This is a genomic window from Enterococcus sp. DIV1937 (genome assembly GCF_050535975.1).
GTDB classification, from domain to species: Bacteria; Bacillota; Bacilli; order Lactobacillales; family Enterococcaceae; genus Enterococcus; species Enterococcus faecalis.
Map to the genome: position 1 here is coordinate 683,945 of NZ_CP172909.1, position 16,308 is coordinate 700,252.

Sequence of the window (16,308 nt, forward strand, 5' to 3'; positions counted from 1 at the left end):
TTATTTATCCATTCCTTTCGTTTCAAACAATTCAATTCCGGGACCAGCAAAAGCTGGGACTAACTGCTCTTTTGAAAAATGTTCACTTAAAAATGTTTTTAATGCTTCTAAGTTTTTCTTTTCGACTAAGACCTTGACATTCGGACCTGCATCCATTGTAAAGTAACAAGGAATTCCTTTGGCCCGTGCTTGGCGAACTAAAGCCATCGCTTGTAAACTGCCTGGGGACCAGTAAGTAAATGGAGGGACAGCACCTAAGGTTGTTCCATGCATCCTTAACCCATTGGCTTCAATGATTTCTCCTAAACGAGGGAAGTCTTTTGTTTTAATTGCTTCATGAACTTGGGATAAATCTTTTTCCACATTGTCCAACCAACCTTGATAAAAGCTAGAAGTTTCTACTGTTCGTTTCATTCCATCACGGCTGGAAACATCTTTTTCGCCATCATTAATTAAGATAAAGAGCATGGCCAATTCGTTTTCCCAATTATTGGCTGGAATATTTTCAGCAAACGACGTTTCATCAGAGTGGCCTTTGTTCCATTGAGCAAAACCACCAAAAATGCTGCGACAAGCAGAACCTGAACCACGTCGCGCTAAACGTGATAAGTCTTTTGCTGAAAGATTTAATCCTAAGGCTACGTTACAGGCCCCTGCTAAAGCAGCTAGACCACTCGCTGAAGAAGCCAAACCAGCTGCAGTAGGCACAAAATTTTGACTTTCCACTTTTGCAAACCAAGTACAATCGGCTTGTTGACGAACAAGGTTCAAAAATTCTTTGACTTTTTTTGTTTGTTTTTCGTTTTGCAAGATACCATCTAAAATAAATACATCTTCTGAATAATGGGCATCAAATGTCACAGTTGTTTCTGTGTAAAAGGCATCTAATGTTAATGATAAACTACTATTCATTGGTAAAATGTATTCTTCATTGGCTTTTCCCCAATATTTAATCAGAGCAATATTTGTATGCGCTCGTGCTTTTCCTGAAAGCATTACTTTTTCACCTCTAATGATTGAATCCATGTAGCAACAGCTCCATTTTCTTCTAAAGTCTGTGCAATGGTTTGTGCGGTCTTTTTATTATCTGTTAAGGCAATCATACAGCCACCGCGACCGCCGCCGGTTAATTTTGCTCCTAGAGCGCCATGTTCTAGAGAGAGAGCCACTAGTCGATCCAGCATATCGTTGCTGACGGTTAATTGCTGGAGTTGCTCTTGCGCTAACGTCATTAGCTGACCTAATTTTTGTTTATCATCTTGTAAAATCGCCTGCTTTGCTTCTTTAGTAAAAGAACCTAATTGTTTCATTGTTTCAGCGATTGCTGTGGGATTATTTTGAGCTAGCTGCGCAATGTCTTTCACTGCTTCACGTGTTTGACCTTTAATTCCCGTATCAGCTACTACTAAGTAGGCATTAGATAAATTCATCGAGAAATGTGTGGGCGGAAATCCTCTAGTAAAAAATAAGGGATCAGCGCCGCTTGTTGCTGCGGCATCGATACCACTAGGATTGCCATGAGCAATTTTCTCACTTAAGGAAACAAGCTCAAACAATTCTTGATATGTATAAGCGTAATCAAAATAATCAAAAAGGCTTCGAACGATGGCCACAGCGGTTGCTGCGCTTGAGCCCATTCCTCGTTCAGCGGGAATCGTACTTGTTAAGGTCAAAGTGCCTTTAAACGTATCTTCCTTTAAAAAATGTAAGGTTTGCTGAACAACTTCCTTGATATTTGCTAGCTCTTGGGGCACGTCTTCAAGCAATCCTGTAAAATATGCACAATCAATCTGCATAGTTTTTGCTGGGGTAAAGACGGCTGTGATTTCTGTCGCTTGAAAAGGAAAGGCGATTGCTGGTTCGCCGTAAACAACGGCGTGTTCCCCCATTAAAATGATTTTTCCCGTCGCTTGACCGAGGCCTTGTTTTTTTATATTCATTCACTGACATTCCTTTTGAGTAGAATCGAGTATAGGACAAAAGACGTTCTTGGATTAGAAGAACGTTTGTCATAATCTCTTCATGATTTATAGGAAATGATTCCAAAAGTTTCTCTTGTTCCAAAAAAAGAGATTGCTTAACCTAAGATAGTTTACCTAAAAATAAGGCACAAGTAAAATGGTTCCGTTGGTTTTTCCAAAAAATTAATAACAATTTAATAAGAAAGAACCGACAGAACCAGTTATTCGGCTATTTTTTTAAAATTTTCTTAGGTAATCACCAAACCAAGGGCACTTGCCAAATAAATGGCTTGTTCAGGGGTGACTTTAAGACCTGATAAATAGTTTGGTGAGAAAGTCAAGCGTTCAAAGGTGTTTTGGGAAAAATCCAATCCTTTTAAAGAAGTATTTAGCCAATTACTTTCGGTTAAATCGCAAGCTTCTAGCAGGAGTTTCTTCCAGGTGACCTCGAAAAATTCACTTTCGACTAAACGTGTCTGATTAAAGTGAACAAGATTAAAATTTGCAAAACGAAAAGAAGCATAATCGGCTTTGCAATCTTCAAATAGACAATCTTTTAAATAGCTATCTGCAAAATTCGTTCCTGTCAAATTGCAACGAAGGAAAGTCACTCGATGAAAACTGCCAGACAGCCATTCGACGTTAGAAAAATCGCAAGCTTCAAAACGCACATTACTACAATCAAAAGAAGCAAACTGGCCATTTGCTAATGAAAGATGATCGAAAACAGCATCCCGAAATACTAAGTTACGAATTTCTTGATTCGGTAAATCAATCTGCTGATACAAATGATTTTCTAAGATTGCCTCATCTTCTAATTGACAGTTCGTTAATAGAGGAAGTTGTTCTGGCAGATTTGGTGGCAAGGGATAAGTTATTTTCATAAAACGCCTCTTTCTTCTTGTTGATTTTCAAAGGTTTCATCAATTGAGTAGGCCCGATTATAGAAACGTAGCGCAGTTGTGAAAACATAAGCGCCGGCAAAACCAAGTAAACTACCTAACACAATCCCGACTAATCGATAGTTTAAAAGATTACTAATGACTTGCTGTCGTGCAAGATTTGATAATAATAAGGACATCGGGGTAATAAAAAAGCTGGCAATCGCATAGTTTCTGTTAATGAATCCTTCAAAAGCTGCATACAGAATACTAATGATACCGATTGTTTGTAAAGGTGTAAAGGGAATCATTAATAAAATTGCAGAAAGCAACAAACCAAGACTCGTACCTAGAATCCGTTGAACATTTCGCTGCATCACAGAATGTAAATTTTCCCCTTGTAAAATGGCTGCGCAAGTAAACGTCATCCAATAGGCGTTGATTAAATGAAGCGATTGACTTAAATAAGCCGCTAAAAATAAAATGGCCGCATAATGCAAAGCATCTAATAAAGAAGCGGGATCAATATAAAGTCGTTCTTGAAGAGACATCCGTTTTTGAAAAACGTAGGGGCGCTTGTCGATGAAATGAAGCACAATGCCCATGATAATGCCGGTCACTACTCCTAAAAGAACAAAACTGGCCATGATGGGAATCTTATGTAAAGGAAAATTGTTGCTTGTTCCCATTGCGGTTGACATGATAACTAACAAAGCACCAGGCTTCTCAATGCCATACAATCTAAAAAGTAAGCGTGCAAGAAAAGCGACGATGGCAATTGTAATGGGAATCAACCAAGGTACATGGTGACTTAGCATTCCTAAGCTGTTGCCCAGAACAATAAAAAAGCCAACAATATTCAGTCTGCGCAATAATTGGGGCAAAGGAAGCGGCTGATAATAAATAAACGTATAAATGCCCATCGAGCCAAAGGTCCCAATGAGTAAATTATTGGAAAAATAACCAATTAATAATGGAATTGCCATACAAATTGCGACACCAACTAACCGAAATAATTCGTCATTTGCTTTATCAATAGCAAACAAATCCTTTAAAAACGTAGAATTTTTCATATTTTGTCACTCCTTTACTTCCTAATTTACCATAATGTTTAGAAAACTGACAAAAGAATTGCAATAAAAGACAGGAAGAAAAAGAGGGGTTTCTGATAGGAAGAGAAGAAAAATTAAAAAAAGTTAACATTTTGACTTGCAATTTTAATATGAAAAATGTAAGATATATTCCATAGCAATAAATAATTATTAAATTCTGATTTTTCAGAAAATACAGATTGTATTATTTTAGGAGGCAACACTATGAAATTGAAAAAGTCATTAACATTCGGTGTGATTACATTATTTAGCGTAACAACTTTAGCGGCTTGTGGAGGCGGCGGAACGTCAGATAGCTCAAGCGCGTCTGGTGGCGGTAAGGCAAGTGGCGAACAAGTTTTACGTGTCACAGAACAACAAGAAATGCCAACAGCTGATTTATCACTAGCAACAGACAGAATTAGTTTTATTGCATTAAATAATGTATATGAAGGAATTTATCGTTTAGACAAAGATAACAAAGTCCAACCTGCAGGTGCAGCGGAAAAAGCAGAAGTTTCTGAAGATGGACTAACATACAAAATTAAATTAAATAAAGATGCAAAATGGTCAGACGGTAAACCAGTGACTGCTAATGACTATGTTTACGGATGGCAACGAACAGTTGATCCAGCGACAGCTTCTGAATATGCTTATCTGTATGCCTCTGTAAAAAATGGTGATGCCATTGCTAAAGGGGAAAAAGATAAATCAGAATTAGGAATTAAAGCAGTCAGTGATACAGAATTAGAAATCACCTTAGAAAAAGCAACACCATACTTTGATTACTTATTAGCTTTCCCATCATTCTTCCCGCAACGTCAAGATATTGTGGAAAAATATGGTAAAAATTATGCATCAAACAGCGAAAGTGCTGTCTACAATGGGCCATTCGTCTTAGACGGCTTTGATGGTCCTGGTACAGATACAAAATGGTCATTCAAGAAAAACGATCAATATTGGGATAAAGACACAGTGAAACTGGACTCAGTAGATGTGAATGTTGTGAAAGAATCACCAACCGCGTTGAACTTGTTCCAAGATGGACAAACAGACGATGTCGTTCTTTCTGGTGAATTAGCTCAACAAATGGCCAATGACCCAGCTTTTGTTAGTCAAAAAGAAGCATCAACACAATATATGGAACTAAATCAACGTGATGAAAAATCACCATTTAGAAATGCGAACTTACGTAAAGCAATTTCTTACTCAATCGACCGTAAAGCGTTAGTTGAATCAATCTTAGGGGATGGTTCTATCGAGCCAAACGGTTTAGTACCAGCAGATATGGCAAAAGACCCAAGTGGCGGCAAAGACTTTGCTAAAGAAGCAGGTAGTCAAATTGAATATGATACGAAAAAAGCTAAAGAATACTGGGAAAAAGCGAAAAAAGAATTGGGGATTTCAACCTTAACAATGGATATTCTTTCTTCAGATGCAGATTCTTCTAAGAAAACAGTTGAATTTGTTCAAGGGTCAATTCAAGATGCTTTAGATGGTGTGAAGGTAACGGTTAGTCCGGTTCCATTCTCCGTTCGTTTAGATCGTTCAAACAAAGGCGACTTTGATGCAGTAATCGGTGGTTGGAGTGCTGACTATGCTGATCCAAGTAGTTTCTTAGACTTATTTGCTTCAGATAACTCATATAACCGTGGACGTTATAACAATCCAGAGTTTGACAAGTTCGTGAAAGCTGCAAGTAGTGCAGATGCGACAGATCCTGAAAAACGTTGGGATGATATGTTAAATGCAGAGAAAACGATTATGGGAGACATGGGTGTGGTACCATTATTCCAAAAATCAGAAGCGCATTTACGTGCTGAAAAAGTCAAAGATGTCGCAGTTCATCCTGCTGGCGCAACGTATGACTACAAATGGGCATACATTTCAGAATAACCTGACAAAAGATCGATAGCAAACAAAAAAGGACCTTTGCCATGGAATAAAAGGCAACGGTCCTCTTGCTATCTTGTCTTAGACCAAGTAAAATAGTAGAAAGCCTAAAGACAGAATCAGTAAGATGCCCCCAGTTTTTAGCCAGAAAGAGCGATGTGCATCGCCAATGACTGAAAGCGGGATAAACTCTTTCGGTTCATTTTTCTTTTTAAAACGAAACGCGTTTTTCATTGAGCGCTGAAAGTTATCGAAAAAGCCAGAGGACATAATCCATAAAGCAATGCCGATAATTAAAAAGAAAAGCGAAACGATAAAGAAGGTATCTGATAATGAGGAGGTAGTGATAGGTTCTTTACTTATTAATAAGTAAAGAAAAATGCCGATACTGGAAATAACGGCTGTAATAATTGGCCATTTAAAAGTTTTCATGTGTTCACCCTATCTATTATTGTGGTCTATCTAGTCATTACTTTAACGAAAATAACTGAGGAAGTCAAAAAAATCTCGGAGGTGTCATTATTGAATAGTTTTGGAAAATATTTTCTTAAACGGATCTTTTTCATGATTATCACTTTGTGGTTAATCGCAACGATTACGTTTTTCTTAATGCAATTATTACCAGGTACGCCTTATACCAACCAAGAAAAACTTAGTCCAGAAACAATCGCTATGTTGAATAAACAATCTGGCTTAGATAAACCAGTGATTGTTCAATACGGAATTTACTTAAAGAACCTGGTAACGGGAGACTTTGGTATTTCATTCCAATTTAAAAACCAACCTGTTGCTAAGTTATTAGCTGGTCGAATTGGACCATCCCTTCAACTGGGTGGACAAGCGATTATCTTTGGTACGTTAGTCGGTATTTTATTGGGGATTATCGCAGCGATGCGTCAAAATACTTGGGTAGATACGTTGGCAACATTGTTAGCCATTTTAGGTCGTTCTATTCCAAACTTTGTTTTCGCGGTATTATTACAATACATTTTTGCAATGAAATTAAGAATCTTACCAATTGCTATGTGGAATGGTTTTGCATACACAATCTTGCCAACTATTGCCTTGGCAATGAGTCCAATGGCCGATTCGGCTAGGTTTATTCGAACCGAGATGGTAGAGGTCTTGCATAGTGATTATGTCGAATTAGCCAAAGCAAAAGGCTTGAGTCGCTGGCAAGTTGCATTCCGCCACGGGTTAAGAAACAGTTTAATTCCATTGATTACCTTATTAGGACCTTTAGCCGTTGGTTTAATGACAGGTTCTTTAGTAGTAGAAAATATTTTTGCCATCCCTGGAATTGGGGAACAGTTTGTAAAATCAATTATGACAAACGACTATCCAACAATTATGGCAGTAACTATTTTGTATTCAACAATGTTAGTTGTTGTAATTCTGATTGTTGATTTACTTTATGGTTTAATTGATCCAAGAATTCGCGTATCAGGAGGTGCAAAAGGCTAATGGAAACAGTCAATAAAAATAATCTACCACAAGCGATTAAAGATATTCCGGCAGATGAGTTTCAGCCTCTAAACACTTCAACTCTAAAAGAAAGAGAGCGTATTGCCACACCGTCTTTAAGTTTCTTACAAGACTCATGGCGTCGTTTGAAAAAGAATAAAGCTGCAGTTATCTCAATGAGTTTCTTAGCAGTTATTATCTTTATCTCTATTATTACCATTTGGGTTTCACCACATAACCCAACGAAACAAAATGTTTCTTACATTAACTTACCACCACGAATTCCTGGCTTGGAAAGCGTGAATGGTTTAAATGGTAAAACAACAGTTGCTGGTCAATTAGTTGATAAATATGCACAAGCAAACGTTCCAGATAACGTAAACTTTTATCTAGGAACAGATGGTTTAGGTCGTGATGTCCTAAGTCGTTTATTTATGGGAACACGTATTTCCTTATTAATTGCGTTTATCGCGGCGATTCTAGATATTACGATTGGGGTAACGTATGGACTGATTTCCGGATTAGTCGGCGGTCGTGTCGATACAGTAATGCAACGTATTTTAGAAGTTCTTTCTGGTATTCCTAACTTAGTTGTTATGATCTTGATGCTAACAGTCTTTGATCCAGGGATTGTTTCGATTGTTTTGGCCATGGTTATTACAAACTGGATATCAATGGCCAGGATTGTGCGAGCCCAGACCATGAAACTAAAAGACCAAGAGTTTGTCATGGCAGCAGAAACATTGGGCGAATCTCGTTGGAAAATTGCTATTAAACATATTTTACCGAATATCTCAAGTGTTATTATTGTCCAAATGATGTTCAGTATCCCATCGGCAATTTTCTTTGAAGCGTTCCTAAGTTTTATTGGGTTAGGCTTACGTCCACCAACCGCATCTTTAGGAACCTTGTTAAACGAAGGATACAAAACTTTCCGTTTCCTTCCATATTTAATGTGGATTCCAGCGGCAACACTTTCAGTTATCATGATTTGTTTCAACTTGTTAGCTGATGGTTTACGTGACGCATTTGATCCTAAGATGAAAGAGTAAGAGTGGTGAATGACTATGGAAAAAGTATTAGAAGTTAAAGACTTAAGAATCTCCTTTGATACGTTTGCAGGTAAAGTCAACGCCATTCGTGGTGTGAGTTTTGATCTTTATAAAGGTGAAACGTTAGCCATCGTAGGTGAATCAGGGAGTGGTAAATCTGTTACAACCCGCAGTATTATGCGTTTGTTGAGCAGTAATGCCAATATTGATAACGGGGAAATTTTGTTTAAAGGGCAAGATATTGTTCATAAAACAGAAAAACAAATGCAAGCCATTCGTGGTAAAGAAATCGCAATGATTTTCCAAGATCCGATGACTTCATTAGACCCAACGATGCCAATTGGCAAACAAGTGGCGGAATCATTAATCAAACATAATAAAGTCTCAAAAAAAGAAGGCTTAGCGCAAGCATTAGAATTACTAAAATTAGTCGGCATTCCTAATGCTGAAAAACGTTTGAAAAATTATCCGCACCAATTTTCTGGTGGACAACGTCAACGGATTGTCATTGCAATTGCTTTAATTTGTTATCCAGAAGTTCTAATTGCAGATGAACCAACTACAGCGTTGGATGTAACCATCCAAGCACAAATTTTAGAGTTATTAAAAGATTTACAAGAAAAAATTAGCACTTCGATTATTTTCATTACCCATGATTTAGGGGTAGTAGCAAACGTGGCTGACCGTGTCGCTGTCATGTACGGTGGACGTCTGGTTGAAGTGGGAACAGCAGAAGAAATTTTCTATAATCCACAACATCCATATACTTGGGGACTTTTAGGGTCAATGCCAACGATGGAAGGAACAGAAGACAAACTTTATGCGATTCCAGGTTCACCTCCAGATTTATTAGATCCACCAACTGGAGATGCCTTCTATCCACGGAATGAGTTTGCTTTAAAAATTGATACAGAAAAAGAACCACCTTATTTTGAAGTATCACCAACCCACAAAGCAGCAACGTGGTTATTAGCACCACAAGCACCAAAAGTTACGCCTCCAGCAGAGATTGTTCGTCGTTGGGCAATTTATGCAGAGCGTCAAAAAAATCCAGGAGGTAGTAATTAATGGCAGAAGAGAAAAAAGTCCTATTAGAAGTCACTGGTTTGAAACAGTATTTCAATGTTGGTCGTAAAGACGAAGTAAAAGCCATTGATGACATTAGTTTTCATATTTTTGAAGGCGAAACCTTTGGATTAGTTGGCGAATCAGGAAGTGGAAAATCAACAACTGGTCGCAGTGTCATTCGTTTATATGATCCAACTGCTGGTGAAATTCTTTTCGATGGAAAAGACATTAGCAAAATTAAATCAAAAGCGGACATGCAAGCATTCCGTCGCGATGTTCAAATGATCTTCCAAGATCCATATGCTTCATTGAATCCAAGAATGAAAGTCAATGATATTATTGCTGAAGGAATCGATGTCAATGGATTAGCTAAAACACCAAAAGAGCGGGAAGAAAAAGTCAACGAACTTTTAAAAACGGTGGGATTAAATCCAAGTCACAGTACGCGTTATCCTCATGAGTTTTCTGGTGGGCAACGTCAACGGATTGGGATTGCTCGTGCTTTAGCGGTTAATCCACGTTTCATTATCTGTGATGAGCCGATTTCGGCTTTGGATGTGTCGATTCAAGCCCAAGTAGTAAACTTATTACAAGATTTACAAAAAGAACAAGGCTTAACTTACTTGTTTATCGCACATGACTTATCGATGGTAAAACATATTAGTGACCGAATTGGCGTAATGCACAGTGGGAAATTATTGGAAATGGGCACAAGTGATGATGTCTATAATTTCGGCGTTCATCCTTATACAGAAAGTTTACTTTCTGCGATTCCATTACCAGATCCAGACTATGAACGCACACGTAAACGGATCGTTTACCAGCCTGCAGCGGCAGATGGAAAAGATCGTGAGCTCCGTGAAATTCTCAATGGACACTATGTTTATTGTGCTGAAGACGAAGTTGCAATGTACCGTGAAAAAATTGAAGAGAAGAAAAGAAAAGCTGGTTTATAACCAGCTTCTTTTCTAACTATCTTGGTAGGGTGGTTATGAGATGAAGGCTCTGAAAGCTTATAAATACAGACTTTATCCAACCTCAAAACAAGAAGAGTTTATTCAAAAAACATTTTCTTGTGTTCGCTTGGTGTATAATTTAATGTTACAAGACCGGATTGATATCTACAAAGAGATGCGAAAAAATCCTCAACAAACGTTTAAAATGCCAACGCCAGCTAAATATAAGAAACAATACCCTGTCCTCAGAGAAGTTGATAGTTTAGCCTTGGCAAATGCACAAGTTTATTTGGATCGAGCCTTTAAAAATTTTTATCGGGAAAAAGGGATGGGCTTTCCAAAAAAGAAAAAGAAAGAAACGGTGCATTCCTACACTACGAACAATCAACATGGCACGGTCAAAATTTTGGATAATCGTTATTTGAAGGTACCTAAATTGAAATCTTTAATTAAAATGAAGGTACACCGCCAACCGCTGGGGGAGATAAAATCTGTAACTATTTCTATGAGTGCGAGTCACAATTATTATGTTTCCATTTTATGTGAAGCGCCGATTGAAACGAAAACAAAGCAACAAAAAATGGTGGGAATTTGTAGCAGTAGGGAAAAATTTGCGCTGCTTTCGAATGGTGAAAGCTTCGAAAAAAGCTATTGTTCAAAGCATTTAAAGCAAAAACTACGTCAAGAAGAACGAAAATTAAACAAGCGTAAAATGATTGCTTTAGAAAAAGGTGTCGATCTTTCGCAAGCAAAAAATTATCAAAAACAAAAAATAAAAGTCGCAAAAATTCGCGAAAAAATAGCCAACCAACGAACGGATATTTTAAACAAAATTACAACGGAATTGGTTTCAAGTTACGATGTTATTTGTATTGAAAAAGCCCATCACAGTAATGAACAGCCGCCAAAACATGATCGTTCTGAACTGGCTTGGTCTTTATTTTTAGCTAAACTGTTGTATAAAGCACAATGGTATGGCAAAGAACTCATTTGTATTGAGTCAGAGGAGATAGAAACAGAGTTGTCTTTTTCTGAAAGTACAGAAAATTCAGAGTATCTTAGAAGCCAAAAAATCTTAGAACGTGGCTTGTCTAAACGAGAAACCTTATAAATAGAAGAACTGTAGGGACTACAGGGATCGCCTAGGGGATAGAAAATGTACACCATGTGTTGAACCATTTGTTTCTAGGAAGTCACATTGGGACAGTCCACTAATTATTAATGATTAAAATACGAGTTCAAACGAATCTAGTGCTAGATTCGTTTTTTTTTGAGGAAATATATTGACAACTAGGATAAACTAAGGTAAACTAGTGAAGTTGAGAAATGAAAGCAGAAGCACCCGCTTCTCGCCTTAGTTGAGTATATCGCTGGGCTAGATAAAGTATTCCTTATTTTTTTAAGTAAGGCAGACTGTTGGCGGGTTCTGGATAGGAACCTGTTTTTTTATTGCATTTAGCAAACAAAGCAGACTTCCGTTAGGATTTTCTCTTAAAAATTTTGGAGGTGAATGACCATAGCAAAGGATATGATGGTTAACGACGGCATTCGTGCACGCGAGTTACGTTTGATCGGACAAGATGGTGAACAATTAGGTGTAAAAACCAAAGCAGAAGCATTACAAATCGCTGAATCTGCAAACTTGGATTTAGTACTTGTAGCGCCAGGAGCGAAACCACCAGTTGCGCGAATTATGGATTATGGAAAATTCCGTTTCGAACAACAAAAGAAAGAGCGTGAAGCTCGCAAGAAACAAAAAGTGATCAACGTCAAAGAAGTTCGTTTAAGTCCAACAATTGACGTAAATGACTTCAATACAAAACTTCGTAATGCGCGTAAGTTCTTAGAAAAAGGAGACAAAGTGAAAGCTTCTATCCGTTTCAAAGGCCGTGCCATTACCCATAAAGAGATTGGTCAGAAAGTTCTTGATCGCTTAGCTGAAGAAACTGCGGACATCGCCACAGTGGAACAAAAAGCGAAAATGGACGGACGCAGCATGTTTCTAACGCTGGCACCGAAAAACGACAAGTAAACGAAGAGACCGAGCATTCGGACTTTTGGTAATTTCTACAAGAAGGATATTCGACAGTTGTGACTGTTAGAGTCTTTCACTTGAAGCAAAGATTTTGAGGAGGAAAATTAGTCATGCCAAAACAAAAAACACACCGCGGATTAGCAAAACGTGTAAAACGTACTGGTGGAGGCGGCTTAAAACGTGGCCGTGCCTTTACATCTCACCGTTTCCACGGTAAAACTAAAAAACAACGCCGTCAATTGCGTAAAGCAAGCATGGTTGCAAAAGGCGATTACAAACGTATCCGCCAACAATTAGCAAGAATGAAATAAAACAACTCGGTGACTTTTAGATTACCGTCAAGAGAAACAAGATATTAGGAGGAATTCAACATGGCACGTGTTAAAGGTGGAACAGTAACCCGTAAACGTCGTAAAAAAGTCCTTAAGTTAGCGAAAGGCTACTACGGATCAAAACATACTTTATTTAAATCAGCAAAAGAACAAGTAATGAACTCTTATTACTATGCATTCAGAGACCGTCGTCAAAAGAAACGTGACTTCCGTAAATTATGGATTGCACGTATCAACGCGGCAGCTCGCATGAATGGCTTAAGCTATTCTAAATTAATGCACGGTTTGAAATTGGCAGAGATTGATATCAACCGCAAAATGTTAGCTGACTTAGCCGTTAACGATGCAGCAGCATTTACAGCGTTAGCTGAACAAGCAAAAGACGCTTTAAGCAAATAAGCTTAAACAATCTTTCACACCCTACTCCTTGAGTAGGGTGTTTTTTTTAATAACTCCGTTGGTAACTTTCATCTATAAATGAAAAAACTTGTGAGAGCGGAATTTCTTCAGAAAGACTTAACCAATGCTCTTTATTCATATGATAGGCAGGAAAATAGCCAGGTTGGTTCTTTAATAAGGCAATCAATTCAGGCGCAAGTTTAACGGTTAAAATAGTGAGCTGCTTATTCTCGGTAGCGCCGAGCAGTTGTGCATCCAGTGGCATAATTAAAGCAAACCATTTTGCATTTCTAGGATGACGAAAGACGAGATAGTCTGGGTGTTTTTCAAAAGGAAAATCGGGCGTTATCTGATAACGTTCTTGGATATAGGCGCTAATAGTTTCTTGAAAAGTCATAGGTTTCTTCCTTTCGTTAAGGCTAGGCATATCTATTTACATCATAGCAAAAATTACATAAAATTACTTCGTTCAAAGGAATGGGAGGAGGGAGCAGATGACATTAATTTCAACAATTTTAGTAACCTTGGTGGCTGTAGAATTTTTCTACATTATGTATTTAGAAACGATTGTACCAACATCTGAGACAACAAGCCGTGTTTTTAAAATGGATAGGCAAGAGTTACAAAGAAAATCAGTCACTACATTGTTTAAAAATCAAGGAATCTATAATGGACTAATCGGTGCAGGACTTATTTATAGTGTCTATTTTGCGCAAGCAACGATGGAGATGACAAAATTTTTATTGATTTATATTATTTTAGTGGCGGCGTACGGTAGCTTAACTAGTGATAAAAAAATCATTTTAACACAAGGCGGCTTAGCTATCGTGGCTTTGATTAGTTTACTTGTTTAGCCATCAGAGTTAATAGAGAGAGACAGTCAAATCGACAGAAAAAACACGGTTGATTTGACTATTTTTTATGGAATTGAGAGAGACAAAATGTGGTATACTTTGTTTATTAGATAGGGAGGAATTAAAAATGCTGAACCAAAAAGAAGTAAAAAAAACCGATTATCCTCAATTAATTTCTCTATGGCGTTCTTCAGTAGAAGCTACCCATTTGTTTTTGAGTCAGGCAGATATTGATAAAATCGAAGTGGTTTTACCTGATTATTTTCAACAAGTTCAATTAAGTATGTGGTTAAATGAAGAACAGAAATGTGTGGGCTTTAGTGGAACAAATCAACAAACGTTGGAAATGTTATTTATTGACCCAGTCTATTTTCGTAAAGGCTATGGTGGAGAAATTATCAAAAAGTTAATAGAGCAAGAATCAATTGTCTTTGTTGATGCTAATAAACAAAATGAAGGGGCAGTGAAGTTCTATCAATCTCAAGGATTTCAAGTAATTGGTGAATCAAAGGAAGATCCTCAAGGAAATCCGTTTCCTATTTTACATATGAAACGGATATAGAAAAGAAGGGAGAAACCATGCGAGTAATCGTTACAGAATACCAACCAGCCTGGGTGGAACAGTTTGAAGAAGAAGCCCAAGCGTTGAAACAGATTCTAAAGGAAAATTGTCTTAAAGTTGAACATATCGGTAGCACATCTGTGCCTAATTTAGCAGCCAAACCAATTATTGATTTTTTGGTCATTGTTGAAGAAATTGAAAAAGTAGACCTGTTACAAGGGGAATTTGAAAGAATCGGTTATGAATATATGGGGGAATTTGGGCTATCAGGACGTCGTTATTTACGAAAAGGCCCGATAAAAAGAACACATCATGTGCATATTTATCAGTTTGACAATACGCAAGAAATTTTGCGCCATCTTGCTTTTCGAAATTATTTACGAGAAAATCCGGCAATTGCTACAACCTATGGTACATTAAAAAAGCAATTGGCCCAAGCACACCCCGATAGCATTGATAAATATATGGATGGCAAAGATGCGTTCATTAAGAAAATAGAAAAAGAAGCGTTGAAGAAACATTGGGAAAAATAAAAAAAGTTGCTAAAGCTAGCAACTTTTTTTTGGTTCTTTTTTGAAAAAATGATAAAGAAGACCACTTAAAAGAACACCTAGAATAATTCCAATCGCTAAATTATGCGTATAGACGATCACACCCACTGTCACGAGTAAAATAACAATTTCAGTAATTTCAAAAGTTCGGAAAAGCTGCAAACTTTCCCAATCAAAGGTGTCGACTGCCACTGTCATCATGATCCCAATCAATGCAGCTGTAGGAATGGCTACCATCACGGATTTAAAAACAAAAATGAATAGAAGGAGGGTAATACCTGAAATCAAAGTAGAAAGCCGTTTTCGTCCTCCAGATTTAACATTAATGACCGCTTGGCCAATCATCGCACAGCCAGCTTGGCCACCAAAAAAGCCGGTAATTATATTAGCGAATCCTTGTGCTTTAACTTCTCGTTGGCTATCACTTTGGCTCGCTGTCATTTTGTCCACAATGGGGATCGTCAATAAAGATTCAATTAACCCGACCATTGCTAAGGCAACAGAGCTAGGTAAAATAATCCGCAACGTTTCTAAGTTGACGGGTACATTAGGCCAACGGATCGCTGGATGAAACTGACTCATTTCACCAAGATCACCTACCGTTTGCAAATGACCTTTTAAAAAATAGGACAGGATAGTCATGAATAAAATAACAATTAAAGCAGGAGGCACAATTGTAATAAACTTAGGTAATAGATAAATAAGTAAGATACTACAGATAATCATGCCGTAGGACCACAGTGTTTGATGAGGCAATTGTTGTACTTGCGCCATGAAAATTAAAATGGCTAACGCATTGACGAATCCGTACATCACTGTCTTGGGAATAAAGCGCATTAATTTATGGATACCTAAATAACCTAAAATAAATTGTAGAAAGCCTGTTAAAATAGTCGCAGCAAGCATGTATGACAAACCATGTGCTTGAATTAAGCCTGCAAGGACTAAGGCCATTGAGCCAGCAGACGCCGAAACCATTGCCGGACGGCCGCCCGTAAAAGTAATCACAAGTAAAGTAACAGCTGAAGCAAACACTGCAGAAAGCGGGTGAACACCAGCAATAATCGCAAACCCGATTACTTCTGGTAAAATGGCGACAGAAGAAACGAGACCCGCAAATAGATCATTTCGTTCATTACCTAACCATTCGCTTTTTTTAATACTAAATAACATCGAAAAACTCCTTTAAGTTAATAAAACCTTATTCAT

At 37.7% G+C, this 16,308-nt stretch carries 19 protein-coding genes and 1 other annotated feature; of the genes, 12 read left to right on the top strand and 7 right to left on the bottom strand.

Translation table 11 applies throughout. The features are described 5' to 3' along the window. The 4 genes from mvaD to IGL13_RS03320 all read right to left on the bottom strand — a co-directional run bounded on the left by mvaD (position 1) and on the right by IGL13_RS03320 (position 3,915). The gene (mvaD, locus tag IGL13_RS03305; RefSeq protein ID WP_002355778.1) at positions 1-996 is read right to left on the bottom strand and encodes a diphosphomevalonate decarboxylase; all 996 of its coding nucleotides are present in this window, start codon (positions 994-996) and stop codon (positions 1-3) included. Then, complete coding sequence (gene mvk / locus IGL13_RS03310) at positions 996-1,940, bottom strand: mevalonate kinase (protein WP_002355780.1); 945 nt, start codon at positions 1,938-1,940, stop codon at positions 996-998. Before mvk ends, mvaD begins: the two co-directional genes overlap by 1 nt. 269 nt (positions 1,941-2,209) lie before the next feature. Next, positions 2,210-2,845: a pentapeptide repeat-containing protein gene (locus IGL13_RS03315; protein WP_002358824.1), complete on the bottom strand. Its 636-nt coding sequence runs from the start codon at positions 2,843-2,845 to the stop codon at positions 2,210-2,212. Continuing rightward, the gene (locus tag IGL13_RS03320) at positions 2,842-3,915 is read right to left on the bottom strand and encodes an FUSC family protein (RefSeq protein WP_002370726.1); all 1,074 of its coding nucleotides are present in this window, start codon (positions 3,913-3,915) and stop codon (positions 2,842-2,844) included. Before IGL13_RS03320 ends, IGL13_RS03315 begins: the two co-directional genes overlap by 4 nt. A 243-nt stretch (positions 3,916-4,158) precedes the next feature. Here IGL13_RS03320 and opp1A point away from each other — a divergent pair, with 243 nt between their 5' ends. After that, the gene (gene opp1A, locus IGL13_RS03325) at positions 4,159-5,829 is read left to right on the top strand and encodes an oligopeptide ABC transporter substrate-binding protein Opp1A (protein ID WP_002381303.1); all 1,671 of its coding nucleotides are present in this window, start codon (positions 4,159-4,161) and stop codon (positions 5,827-5,829) included. A gap of 78 nt (positions 5,830-5,907) precedes the next feature. Here opp1A and IGL13_RS03330 read toward each other — a convergent pair whose 3' ends face one another. Then, the gene (locus IGL13_RS03330) at positions 5,908-6,258 is read right to left on the bottom strand and encodes a DUF3899 domain-containing protein (protein WP_002355784.1); all 351 of its coding nucleotides are present in this window, start codon (positions 6,256-6,258) and stop codon (positions 5,908-5,910) included. A gap of 90 nt (positions 6,259-6,348) precedes the next feature. Here IGL13_RS03330 and opp1B point away from each other — a divergent pair, with 90 nt between their 5' ends. From opp1B to rplT, 8 genes are all read left to right on the top strand, one after another. Then, the gene (gene opp1B / locus IGL13_RS03335; RefSeq protein WP_002381304.1) at positions 6,349-7,290 is read left to right on the top strand and encodes an oligopeptide ABC transporter permease Opp1B; all 942 of its coding nucleotides are present in this window, start codon (positions 6,349-6,351) and stop codon (positions 7,288-7,290) included. Continuing rightward, positions 7,290-8,342, top strand: coding sequence for an oligopeptide ABC transporter permease Opp1C (gene opp1C, locus IGL13_RS03340; RefSeq protein ID WP_002355787.1), 1,053 nt, complete (start codon positions 7,290-7,292; stop codon positions 8,340-8,342). Before opp1B ends, opp1C begins: the two co-directional genes overlap by 1 nt. A 9-nt stretch (positions 8,343-8,351) precedes the next feature. Then, positions 8,352-9,410, top strand: coding sequence for an oligopeptide ABC transporter ATP-binding protein Opp1D (gene opp1D / locus IGL13_RS03345; protein ID WP_002355794.1), 1,059 nt, complete (start codon positions 8,352-8,354; stop codon positions 9,408-9,410). Next, entirely contained in the window at positions 9,410-10,366 is a 957-nt protein-coding gene (gene opp1F, locus IGL13_RS03350; protein ID WP_002361357.1) for an oligopeptide ABC transporter ATP-binding protein Opp1F, read from the top strand. Before opp1D ends, opp1F begins: the two co-directional genes overlap by 1 nt. 40 nt (positions 10,367-10,406) lie before the next feature. Then, positions 10,407-11,477, top strand: coding sequence for an RNA-guided endonuclease TnpB family protein (locus tag IGL13_RS03355; RefSeq protein ID WP_194180220.1), 1,071 nt, complete (start codon positions 10,407-10,409; stop codon positions 11,475-11,477). Between the two features lie 213 nt (positions 11,478-11,690). Continuing rightward, positions 11,691-11,822, top strand: a sequence feature (ribosomal protein L20 leader region). A 54-nt stretch (positions 11,823-11,876) separates the two neighbouring features. Continuing rightward, the gene (gene infC / locus IGL13_RS03360) at positions 11,877-12,398 is read left to right on the top strand and encodes a translation initiation factor IF-3 (RefSeq protein ID WP_002355797.1); all 522 of its coding nucleotides are present in this window, start codon (positions 11,877-11,879) and stop codon (positions 12,396-12,398) included. A gap of 113 nt (positions 12,399-12,511) precedes the next feature. After that, entirely contained in the window at positions 12,512-12,712 is a 201-nt protein-coding gene (gene rpmI / locus IGL13_RS03365) for a 50S ribosomal protein L35 (RefSeq protein ID WP_002355798.1), read from the top strand. Between the two features lie 60 nt (positions 12,713-12,772). Continuing rightward, positions 12,773-13,132, top strand: coding sequence for a 50S ribosomal protein L20 (gene rplT / locus IGL13_RS03370; protein WP_002355799.1), 360 nt, complete (start codon positions 12,773-12,775; stop codon positions 13,130-13,132). A gap of 46 nt (positions 13,133-13,178) precedes the next feature. Here the strand turns inward: rplT and IGL13_RS03375 are convergent, their stop codons facing one another. Further along, on the bottom strand, positions 13,179-13,559 hold the full coding sequence (locus IGL13_RS03375; protein WP_002393469.1) for an MmcQ/YjbR family DNA-binding protein: 381 nt from the start codon (positions 13,557-13,559) through the stop codon (positions 13,179-13,181). Positions 13,560-13,626: 67 nt separating this feature from the next. Between IGL13_RS03375 and IGL13_RS03380 the strand changes: the two genes are divergently transcribed. From IGL13_RS03380 to IGL13_RS03390, 3 genes are all read left to right on the top strand, one after another. Further along, a complete protein-coding gene (locus IGL13_RS03380) occupies positions 13,627-13,986 on the top strand; it encodes a DUF1304 domain-containing protein (RefSeq protein WP_002361363.1) in 360 nt (119 codons plus the stop codon). 67 nt (positions 13,987-14,053) lie between these two features. After that, positions 14,054-14,548, top strand: a complete 495-nt coding sequence (locus IGL13_RS03385) for a GNAT family N-acetyltransferase (RefSeq protein ID WP_002368164.1) — start codon at positions 14,054-14,056, stop codon at positions 14,546-14,548. Between the two features lie 17 nt (positions 14,549-14,565). Next, positions 14,566-15,081, top strand: a complete 516-nt coding sequence (locus IGL13_RS03390) for a GrpB family protein (protein ID WP_002378095.1) — start codon at positions 14,566-14,568, stop codon at positions 15,079-15,081. Positions 15,082-15,096: 15 nt separating this feature from the next. Here the strand turns inward: IGL13_RS03390 and IGL13_RS03395 are convergent, their stop codons facing one another. Continuing rightward, on the bottom strand, positions 15,097-16,272 hold the full coding sequence (locus IGL13_RS03395) for a SulP family inorganic anion transporter (protein ID WP_002378096.1): 1,176 nt from the start codon (positions 16,270-16,272) through the stop codon (positions 15,097-15,099). Positions 16,273-16,308 lie beyond the last annotated feature (36 nt).

What these genes read in the sequence shown, in the direction of transcription:
- mvaD (WP_002355778.1), bottom strand. Translation starts at nt 996, where the DNA reads ATGCTTTCAGGAAAAGCACGAGCGCATACAAATATTGCTCTGATTAAA.
- mvk (WP_002355780.1), bottom strand. Translation starts at nt 1,940, where the DNA reads ATGAATATAAAAAAACAAGGCCTCGGTCAAGCGACGGGAAAAATCATT.
- IGL13_RS03315 (WP_002358824.1), bottom strand. Translation starts at nt 2,845, where the DNA reads ATGAAAATAACTTATCCCTTGCCACCAAATCTGCCAGAACAACTTCCT.
- IGL13_RS03320 (WP_002370726.1), bottom strand. Translation starts at nt 3,915, where the DNA reads ATGAAAAATTCTACGTTTTTAAAGGATTTGTTTGCTATTGATAAAGCA.
- opp1A (WP_002381303.1), top strand. Translation starts at nt 4,159, where the DNA reads ATGAAATTGAAAAAGTCATTAACATTCGGTGTGATTACATTATTTAGC.
- IGL13_RS03330 (WP_002355784.1), bottom strand. Translation starts at nt 6,258, where the DNA reads ATGAAAACTTTTAAATGGCCAATTATTACAGCCGTTATTTCCAGTATC.
- opp1C (WP_002355787.1), top strand. Translation starts at nt 7,290, where the DNA reads ATGGAAACAGTCAATAAAAATAATCTACCACAAGCGATTAAAGATATT.
- opp1D (WP_002355794.1), top strand. Translation starts at nt 8,352, where the DNA reads ATGACTATGGAAAAAGTATTAGAAGTTAAAGACTTAAGAATCTCCTTT.
- opp1F (WP_002361357.1), top strand. Translation starts at nt 9,410, where the DNA reads ATGGCAGAAGAGAAAAAAGTCCTATTAGAAGTCACTGGTTTGAAACAG.
- IGL13_RS03355 (WP_194180220.1), top strand. Translation starts at nt 10,407, where the DNA reads ATGAAGGCTCTGAAAGCTTATAAATACAGACTTTATCCAACCTCAAAA.
- infC (WP_002355797.1), top strand. Translation starts at nt 11,877, where the DNA reads ATGACCATAGCAAAGGATATGATGGTTAACGACGGCATTCGTGCACGC.
- rpmI (WP_002355798.1), top strand. Translation starts at nt 12,512, where the DNA reads ATGCCAAAACAAAAAACACACCGCGGATTAGCAAAACGTGTAAAACGT.
- rplT (WP_002355799.1), top strand. Translation starts at nt 12,773, where the DNA reads ATGGCACGTGTTAAAGGTGGAACAGTAACCCGTAAACGTCGTAAAAAA.
- IGL13_RS03375 (WP_002393469.1), bottom strand. Translation starts at nt 13,559, where the DNA reads ATGCCTAGCCTTAACGAAAGGAAGAAACCTATGACTTTTCAAGAAACT.
- IGL13_RS03380 (WP_002361363.1), top strand. Translation starts at nt 13,627, where the DNA reads ATGACATTAATTTCAACAATTTTAGTAACCTTGGTGGCTGTAGAATTT.
- IGL13_RS03385 (WP_002368164.1), top strand. Translation starts at nt 14,054, where the DNA reads ATGGAATTGAGAGAGACAAAATGTGGTATACTTTGTTTATTAGATAGG.
- IGL13_RS03390 (WP_002378095.1), top strand. Translation starts at nt 14,566, where the DNA reads ATGCGAGTAATCGTTACAGAATACCAACCAGCCTGGGTGGAACAGTTT.
- IGL13_RS03395 (WP_002378096.1), bottom strand. Translation starts at nt 16,272, where the DNA reads ATGTTATTTAGTATTAAAAAAAGCGAATGGTTAGGTAATGAACGAAAT.